This is a genomic window from Kitasatospora sp. SC0581 (assembly GCF_048159585.1).
Lineage (GTDB): Bacteria > Actinomycetota > Actinomycetes > Streptomycetales > Streptomycetaceae > Kitasatospora.
On the sequence record NZ_JBLRWA010000056.1, the window covers coordinates 1 to 7,770 of the forward strand.

General features: G+C 72.3%; 8 protein-coding genes. 4 read left to right on the top strand and 4 right to left on the bottom strand.

The annotated features are described in order from the left end of the window. Positions 1-129: 129 nt before the first annotated feature. A complete protein-coding gene (locus ACLWS4_RS36805; protein ID WP_416876401.1) occupies positions 130-486 on the top strand; it encodes a hypothetical protein in 357 nt (118 codons plus the stop codon). 269 nt (positions 487-755) lie between these two features. Here ACLWS4_RS36805 and ACLWS4_RS36810 read toward each other — a convergent pair whose 3' ends face one another. Further along, positions 756-1,691: a LysR family transcriptional regulator gene (locus tag ACLWS4_RS36810; RefSeq protein ID WP_416876402.1), complete on the bottom strand. Its 936-nt coding sequence runs from the start codon at positions 1,689-1,691 to the stop codon at positions 756-758. A gap of 146 nt (positions 1,692-1,837) precedes the next feature. Between ACLWS4_RS36810 and ACLWS4_RS36815 the strand changes: the two genes are divergently transcribed. Beyond that, positions 1,838-3,097 carry an MFS transporter gene (locus tag ACLWS4_RS36815; RefSeq protein WP_416876403.1) on the top strand — a complete coding sequence of 420 codons (1,260 nt, stop codon included), beginning with the start codon at positions 1,838-1,840 and terminating at the stop codon, positions 3,095-3,097. Further along, positions 3,094-3,228 (top strand): hypothetical protein, encoded by a 135-nt coding sequence (locus ACLWS4_RS36820; protein ID WP_255357423.1) that lies wholly within the window; start codon positions 3,094-3,096, stop codon positions 3,226-3,228. Before ACLWS4_RS36815 ends, ACLWS4_RS36820 begins: the two co-directional genes overlap by 4 nt. Positions 3,229-3,495: 267 nt before the next feature. Here the strand turns inward: ACLWS4_RS36820 and ACLWS4_RS36825 are convergent, their stop codons facing one another. The 3 genes from ACLWS4_RS36825 to ACLWS4_RS36835 all read right to left on the bottom strand — a co-directional run bounded on the left by ACLWS4_RS36825 (position 3,496) and on the right by ACLWS4_RS36835 (position 6,715). Then, positions 3,496-3,933: a hypothetical protein gene (locus ACLWS4_RS36825; RefSeq protein ID WP_159028442.1), complete on the bottom strand. Its 438-nt coding sequence runs from the start codon at positions 3,931-3,933 to the stop codon at positions 3,496-3,498. Between the two features lie 635 nt (positions 3,934-4,568). Next, positions 4,569-5,687, bottom strand: a complete 1,119-nt coding sequence (locus tag ACLWS4_RS36830) for a glycosyltransferase (protein WP_416876404.1) — start codon at positions 5,685-5,687, stop codon at positions 4,569-4,571. A 245-nt stretch (positions 5,688-5,932) separates the two neighbouring features. Beyond that, positions 5,933-6,715 carry an alpha/beta fold hydrolase gene (locus tag ACLWS4_RS36835; RefSeq protein WP_049651634.1) on the bottom strand — a complete coding sequence of 261 codons (783 nt, stop codon included), beginning with the start codon at positions 6,713-6,715 and terminating at the stop codon, positions 5,933-5,935. A 393-nt stretch (positions 6,716-7,108) separates the two neighbouring features. Here ACLWS4_RS36835 and ACLWS4_RS36840 point away from each other — a divergent pair, with 393 nt between their 5' ends. Next, a complete protein-coding gene (locus tag ACLWS4_RS36840; RefSeq protein ID WP_074001845.1) occupies positions 7,109-7,588 on the top strand; it encodes a hypothetical protein in 480 nt (159 codons plus the stop codon). The last annotated feature ends 182 nt before the right edge of the window (positions 7,589-7,770 follow it).

The window sequence follows — 7,770 nt, forward strand, 5'->3', positions numbered from 1 at the left end:
CGCAACAGCTTACGGCCCCCCGATCATGCTCGACCCCAAACCAGGCAGGACACCGGCCAAAACCGCTCCGCCGCCCTCAGCTGCCGAGCAGACCCATCGGATGTCGCTCCTGGCTTGTAGCCTGCACGCATGGCGATCCCACGTGAACCGAATGGTCGGCCTCTGACCCTCTACACCATCAGTCTCGATGCCGCGCTCGACTATGCGAAGGAGGCGCTGGCCGAGGGCCTTAACGTCGAGATCAAGGACATGGATCTGCGTGACACCGTGACGTATCGCACCTTCCAGGAGTCCCCGGTTCTCGCCAAGTACTGGCAGGTCAACGTGACCACTGACGACAGTGCCAGGGGTCTTCGGTCCCACTCGGCACACCACGTTCTGCAAGCGGTGGATGAGATGACGCCCAAGCAGTACGGCGCTATTCACGCCGAAGATCTCGTAGAGGTCTGCCGTGGCGTCTACTCATCGGATCATGGTCAGAGTTGACGGTCGAAGCCGTGACCGTCGAGAGCGTGTCCCACGTGTGCCCTAAGCGGCGGTAGCAGACGGTAAATGGCGGTCAGTAGCGGTCGTCTGTGATGCGGCCCAGTGATGTCCTTCAAGCGGATTCTTGCTGGTCAAGGGCCTTTGATCGGCTCTGACTGCCGAGATTCCCAAGCTTAGAGCGCGAGTTCGATTCTCGTCGCCCGCTCCAGCAGTAAAGCCCCAGGTCAACGACCTGGGGCTTTTGCGTTGTCCGGGGCCGGTCGGGGCGGTCAGTGGGGGTGGGTCCAGGCCGGGGTCCAGGTGCCGGGGGTGTCGGGGGTGGGGGCGGTGGTGGCGAGGTGGGCCCGGAGGGCGGGGAGGGCCGGGTGGGGGTTGTCGCGGTGCCAGAGGAGCGAGTGGGGGTAGACGGGCGTCGGGTCGGTCACCGGGATGCGGCGCAGGCCGTGGGCGGCGGGCCAGACGAGGCGGGTCCGCTCGCTCATGAAGGTGGCGAGGGCCGGGGTGTCGGCGATGGTGTCGAGGAGGGCGTCGGAGCCGAAGTTGGGGCCGGTGGCCTCGATGGTGAGGCCGAACTCGGCGACGAGGTCGGCGTAGTAGGCGCCCCACTCGGTGCCGGGGACGATGCCGGGCATCCAGATCCGGTGGCCGGCCAGGTCGGCGACGGTCAGCGTCCGGGCGCCCGCCAGGGCGTGGGCGGGGCCGGTGAGGAGGTGGAGCGGTTCGTCGAGCACCCGGACGGATGCGATGTCCTCGGGGAGCGGCCGGCCGGGCATGGCGACGGCGCGGAAGGTGGCGTCGATCGCGCCGGAGCGGAGGGCGGCGACGGCGGTCTCGATGTCGTGCAGCATCAGCACGTCGAGGTCGATGTCCGGGTGGGCGCGGTGGAAGTCGCGCATCAGGCCCGAGACGGCTCCGCGCGAGTTGAGCACGTCGACGCGCAGCGGGCGGCGGCCGGCCCGTACGGACGCGACGGCGCGTTCGGCGGCGCGCAGCAGTTCGCGGGCGTGGGGCAGGAACGCCTGTCCGTCGATGGTGAGTTCGGCGCCGCGCGGGGTGCGGGTGAACAGTCGCACGCCGAGGTCGCGCTCCAGTGCGGCGACGCGTTTGGAGACGGCTTGCTGGGTGATCGACAGGTCGACGGCGGCCTTCTGGAACTGGCCGGCTTCCGCGATGGCGGCGAAGGTGCGCACTGCTTCGAGGTCCACGCCGATCCACTGTAGAGAACAACCTGTGGTTGTGCGGGGTGGGTGAAACGGTTGTTTGACCGGCCGTGGTGCCTCCCGGTTGGCTCTCACCGGTCAACTCCGGTTTGTCCGGTCGGGGTCGGGACGTCGAGGGGAGCGCACCGCGCATGACGGGTGGGAAACGGCTGGGCCGGCGGTTCGGCTGGCTGTGGGCGGCGTACGCGGTGAGCGCGTACGGGTCCGGGCTGGGGTTCGGCGCGCTGCCGCTGATCGCCGTGCTGGTGCTGCGCGCCGGACCGGCCGAGGTGTCCGCGCTGTCCGCGGTGGGGCCGGCGGTGGGCGCGCTGATCGCGGTGCCGCTCGCGCCGTGGGTGGAGTTCCGGCGCAAGCGTCCGGTGATGATCGCGATGGACCTGGTCCGGTTCGCGGCCATGGCGTCGATCCCGGTCGCGTACGCCCTGGGAGGGCTGGGTTTCGTCCAGCTGCTGGTGGTCTCGATCGTGGTCGCCGCGGCCAGGATCGCGTTCGGCGCGGCCAGCGGCGCCTACCTCAAGGCCCTCGTCCGGCCGGACGACCTGCTGGTGGCCAACGCGCGGTTCGAGTCCACGAACTGGAGCTCCATCGCGATCGGTCCGCCGCTGGGCGGGGCGGCGGTCGGCCGGTTCGGGCCGGTCACCACCGTGGTGGCCGACGCGCTCAGCTACCTGCTCTCCGCGCTGAGCATCACCGCGATCCGCGGCCGGGAGGAGACGCCGCGGCGGACCGGCGGGGACCCGGTGCGGGCGGGCGCGGTGCTCGACGGCTGGCGGCACATCCTGGGCGACCCCGGTCTGCGGGCGCTCTACCTCAACAACATGCTCGTCGCCGGTCTGATCATGGCCACCGAGCCGGTGCTCGCCGTCCTCCTGCTCCGCCAACTCCACTTCGCCCCATGGCAGTACGGCCTGGCTTTCGCCGCCCCCTGCCTCGGCGGGCTGATCGGCTCCCGGTTGGCCCGGCGGGTCGTGGCACGCCACGGCCGGGACCGGGTGTTCCGGACCGTCGGCACCCTGCGCGCCGTCTGGCTGATCGGCCTGGCCTTCGTCCGCCCCGGCGTGGTCGGCCTGGTCACCGTGATGGCCGTCGAGCTGGCGATCATCGTCAACATGAGCCTGTTCAACCCGGTGCTCGCCACCTACCGGCTCGAACGCACGCCCAAGCACCTGGTCGCCCGCACGCTGTCGGCCTGGTCGATCGGCCAGCAGGCGTCCATCGCCGTCTGCACCGCGCTCGGCGGGCTGCTCGCGGCCGCCACCGGACCGCGCACCGCCCTCGCGGTCGCGGGACTGCTCATCCTCGCCACGCCGCTCCTGCTGCCCCGGGCCGGCGGCCGGGCGCGACCGGAGGCCGTACCCGGCACACCACCCGCACGGAGGACATCCGCATGACCACCACCCCCGCCGCCGGCCCGTTCGCGCTCGACCCCGCGCGCACCGCCCTGCCCCATCGGCTCCTCCCCTCCAGGGCCCACGTGCTTGACACCGCCACGCTGCGCGCCTTGGTCCGGGAGACGGGCTGACCGGGCCCGAACGGATCCGGGTTTGCGAGTGGCGTCCATTCCGATACAGCCGAACCATGTGAAGGCCGCAGGCCATTTGACCTGCGGCGTTCGCGACATATGAGTTGTTGTCGGGTTTGGATCCATTTGCCCACCGCAGCGACGGAACCTGTCGACAGCTGCGGTGGTGTGTGCTGGGGGGCGGTGTGCGATCCACGTGGACGACGGAGCGCTGACCGATCGATTTCCGCGTCAGCCTGTTGGTTCGGAGTGCCTCTGGGCCTCGTATCAGGCGACTGAAAGGTGTCGCTCGCTGCGGCGGGGCGGATCGACGGAAGCGGCGCCCAGCTTCCGAAGCGCTTTGTGCAGGTCCCAGCTACTTGGTGCCTGCTCGTGCCAGTAAGGCTTGCTGAGCGCGTCGATAGCGCAGATCAGAGCCGCCCTCGTCGTTGAATCAGCCGATGCGGTGCGGAGGTTGACTGTCAGAAGATCTCGGCGGTACACCAGGAACGACCACCACTCGTTGGCATACAGCGGTACCTGCGGGTAGCACTCAAGCCCGCGAGCACGGAGCAAGGTGAACACCCTCTGCAGTCGCTCCACCCTGAGGCGTTCCTTTTCTTCAAGGGCGCGGACAGTTGCATTCGAGATCATGACGGCCCCGTTCGAGCTTTCGACACGGGCTTTGATTGCCTCGATTGTGCTGTGGCAGACATGAACTGTCATCGAATTCCTCCATAAGCCGGATAAGTGCCGCCACGATGACGAGTCCTCGGCGCCTGTGCACAGAAACATCAAAATCCGCCTCATGGGGCACGGGTGTGGTGTAGGGCAGGCGCCTCTACCGAGCGACCGGGGGATGGTCGTGGCGTCCGGGAGGGTGGTCGGTCAGGCGGCAAGGGGCAGGGCACGGCGGAGGTGCGGATGAGGAGGCCGGCCCGGACGCTGTCGAGGGATGGGTGCGGCCGGATCCGGCGACGCAGCACCTGCAAGGGGGTTCGCGGACCTCCACGCCTGGTGCGGCACCCCGCTCTTCGTCGATCCGGTCGCGCAGACGGTCGAACACGTCGATGACGGCAGCCTGTTCGGTTCCCCCGGCCGCGACGGGGCCCGGGGCACTGGCCGTGGTGCCGCCCGGCGGGCGGTGGGGCCGGTGGGCGGTGGGTGCGCTTGTGCTCGGGGCGGTGGTGCGTGGAAGTGGCCGAGATCGATCTGGTTCGGGGGTGCTTCCAGCTGGTAATCGAGGGCATCGCGGGGGCGCGGCCGGCGGGGCCTCGTCGAGAAGGGGCGTCGCCCGCCGTACCGCCGGGAGTCGCGAGGCCTTGCGGCGCCGCGGCTGCCGACGGCAACGGGGTGGGGGATCAGCGGCGGGCGGCGAGGTCCTCCAGGGTGGGGACCAGGGCGGCCGGGGTGGGCAGGGCGGCGTTGTCGGCCCGGAGGCGGTGGGCGGCGTCGCGCAGCGCGGCGTCGGTGAGGACACGGGTGAGCAGCGGGGTGTCGACGGCCTCGGAGGTGGAGCTCAGGGCGGCACCGGTGGCGGTGATGGCGTCGGCGTTGAGGAAGTGGTCCGCGCCCTGGGGGAGCAGCAGCTGGGGCAGGCCGGCCTGGAGAGCGGTCAGCATGGTGCCCGAACCGCCGTGGTGGATCAGCGCGTCGGCGCGGCCGAGCAGCTCGTTGAGCGGGACCCAGGGCAGGCCGCGGACGTTGGCGGGCAGGGTGCCGAGCGGGGCGAGGTCGGCGTTGCCGACCGCGAGCAGGAAGTCGGCGTCGACCTCGGCCGCCGCCTCGACCAGGCGGACCACCGCGCGGACGCCGTCGATCTCGGCGAGCACGGTGCCCAGGGTGACGACCGCCCGCGGGCGCTCGGGCTTGCGGAGGAACTCGCCCGGGACGATGCCGCCGCCGTTGTACGGGACGTAGCGCACCGGCAGGCCGTCCGGGTCGCCGCCGAGCGGGCCGAGGTTGAGCACCGCGGTGACGCCCGGAGCGGTCAGGCCGCGCTCCTCGTACAGGTCGGAGACGTGCGAGGCCACCAGGTCGGCCATCGGACGGCCGGGGCTGGCACCGAAGTTCTGCACCACCGACGGGATCTTGAGCTGGGCGGCGACCAGCGGGCCGGCGGCGGCGAAGGAGTCGTGGACGATCAGGTCGGCGCCCCAGTCGGTGGCGACCGCGAGCAGGCCGTCCACGTCGGGGCGGGAGGCGTGCGCGAACATCGCGGCCGCCATGTCGAGGATCTCTTCCTGGGTCTTGTCCCGGTTGACGTACTGGACCTTGCCGCCGAGACCCTCCTCGATGATCTCCCGCAGGCCCCGGCCGTCGCCGACCTGGGCGACGGGGAAGCCCGCGGAGCGGATCAGCTCGACGGGCTGCCCGGTGGCGAACAGGACCTCGTGCCCGACGGCGCGCAGCGCCTGGGCGGTGGGCACCATCGGGTAGAGGTGACCGGCCGCGGCGGGGCCGGTGAAGAGTATGCGCATGGTGGTCTCCTTGCGAATGTTGCTGACAAGGCAGTCTCACCTTTGAAGTTGACGTTCAGTCAATTCGATAAGGATCACCATGCGCGGTAATCGGCCTTTCTGGAGCAGGGCTTGCCTCTCGGGCAACGGTGTGCTCCACGCGCCGGTCGCCCGGGCCGTGCGCGCCCGCCGGACGGGCCGCCCGCGCGCCGCCGTTCGCTCCCTCCCGGCGGTCGGCGGTCGGCGGGTGGTCGTGCGGCGGGCGGTCACGCGGCGACGAGGAAGTCCCGGACGGCACCCGTGAACGCCCCGGTCTGCTCGGCGAGCACGATGTGGCCGGTGTCGAACTCGGCGTAGGCGCTGCCGGGCAGGGCGGCGTGCAGCCGGCGGGCGTTCTCCACCGGGACGGTGGCGTCCTGGCGGCAGCCGATCACCAGGGCGGGGGCCTGGACGCGCGGGAGCAGCGGGCCGAGGTCCAGGTCGAGGTTGAGGGCGATGTGCCGCAGGGTGCCCGGGGTCGGCCGCATGTAGGCGGTGTTGGCCTGGACGGCGGCGCGCCCGATCCGGTCGAGGAAGCCGGGGCTGAAGGCGGTGAGGGTGGCGTAGCCGCCGAACGCGGCGGGGTGGTCGGCGAGGGAGAGCCAGGTGGCCATGGAGAGCCGCAGGTACTCGTCCTGTTCCGCGCTGATCCAGCCGGCGGCGGCGACCAGGCGGCGGACCCGCCCGGGGTGCAGGGCGGCGGTCGCGGTGGCGACGACGGCGCCGAGCGAGAAGCCGAGGATGTCGGCGGGGCCGCGGCCGGCGTCCTCGATCACGGCGGCGACCTGGGCGGCCAGGGCCTCCAGGGCGAGCGGACCGCCGTCGTCCTCGGCGGCCGCGCTGCCGGAGAGGTCGGGCAGCAGCACGGTCCAGCGGTCGGTGAAGGAGTCCAGCAGGCCGTCCCACATGGCGGAGCCGGGGCCGGTGCCGTGCACCAGGACGAGGGTGTCGGGGCCGTCGCCGACGACGCGGTAGGGGATGCGGGCGGTGCCGACGGTGATGACGGGCATGGCGGGTCCTCTCGATGGCTGGGTCGGACGGCGGGTCAGAAGGCCTGCCGGGTGCGGCCGGTGGGCCGGTCCGGCCCGGTCGGTCGGCCCGGGAAGTAAACTACACAGTGCAGATCAGTGATTCAACTGCACCGTGCAGTGCATTTTGAGGTGTGGGAACGGTGAGGGACGGAACCGGGAGGGGAACTGCCCGTACCCGCCCGCCGTCCAAGCAGTGACGGAATGCCGGCCCGGGTTGAACACCGGGGGAGTACGGAGGGCCCTGTGCAGTCAGGTGGCGCCGAACTGAACGTCGGATGCCCGGGTGGCGGAGGCCCCGGCCGCCCCGGCGGTGCGCGGGTCGCGCCGGTCCGGCGGTCGGAGTCCGAGCCGGGGGCGGAGTCGGAGCCGGAGGTGACGATCGACCAACTCGACGCCACCGAACGCTGCGAGACGCTGCTCCAGGACACCCTGGACGCCGTCCGTCCGGCGCCGGTCTGGCAGGGGGCGCCCGCGCGGGCGGGGGCGCGGCTGCCGCTGCCGGGGCGCGAGTCGGAGCTGCTCTGGTACGTCACCCGGGGCCGGGACCTCCTCACCGTCGTCTCGCTCTCCCGACGGGCGGCGCTGGCGGACGTGGTGGAGCGGCACTGGCGGCGGCGCGGCTGGACCATCACCTCGCTGAACGCCGGCCGGGACCGCCCCGGCGTCGCCGCGGCCACGCCGGACGGCTACCGGCTGGAGCTGCGCTTCGGCGAGTCGGGCGAGGCCGGGCTGACGGCGAGCTCGCCCGGAGTGGCCCGCTCGGAGCGGGGCCCGGTGCTGTCCGGGAGCGTCGACCGCTGCGCGCCGCCGCTGCCGTACGTCCGCTGCCCGTACTGGAGCGCGCTGGTCTAGCCGGGGGTGCTGGTCCAGCCGGGAGCGCTGGTCTAACCAGGGGCGCTGGGGACCGGGGGAGGCGTGGGGGGGGGGGGCCCCCCCCCCCCCCCCCCCCCCCCCCGCCGCCCGCGCGGGGGGGGGGGGGCCCCCCCCCCCCCCCCCCCCCCCCACCCCCCCCCCCCCCCCCCCCCCCCCCCCCC

Bases quoted from the DNA above. Each gene is read 5' to 3' on its own strand.
- ACLWS4_RS36805 (WP_416876401.1), top strand. From the start codon at position 130: ATGGCGATCCCACGTGAACCGAATGGTCGGCCTCTGACCCTCTACACC.
- ACLWS4_RS36815 (WP_416876403.1), top strand. From the start codon at position 1,838: ATGACGGGTGGGAAACGGCTGGGCCGGCGGTTCGGCTGGCTGTGGGCG.
- ACLWS4_RS36820 (WP_255357423.1), top strand. From the start codon at position 3,094: ATGACCACCACCCCCGCCGCCGGCCCGTTCGCGCTCGACCCCGCGCGC.
- ACLWS4_RS36825 (WP_159028442.1), bottom strand. From the start codon at position 3,933: ATGACAGTTCATGTCTGCCACAGCACAATCGAGGCAATCAAAGCCCGT.
- ACLWS4_RS36830 (WP_416876404.1), bottom strand. From the start codon at position 5,687: ATGCGCATACTCTTCACCGGCCCCGCCGCGGCCGGTCACCTCTACCCG.
- ACLWS4_RS36835 (WP_049651634.1), bottom strand. From the start codon at position 6,715: ATGCCCGTCATCACCGTCGGCACCGCCCGCATCCCCTACCGCGTCGTC.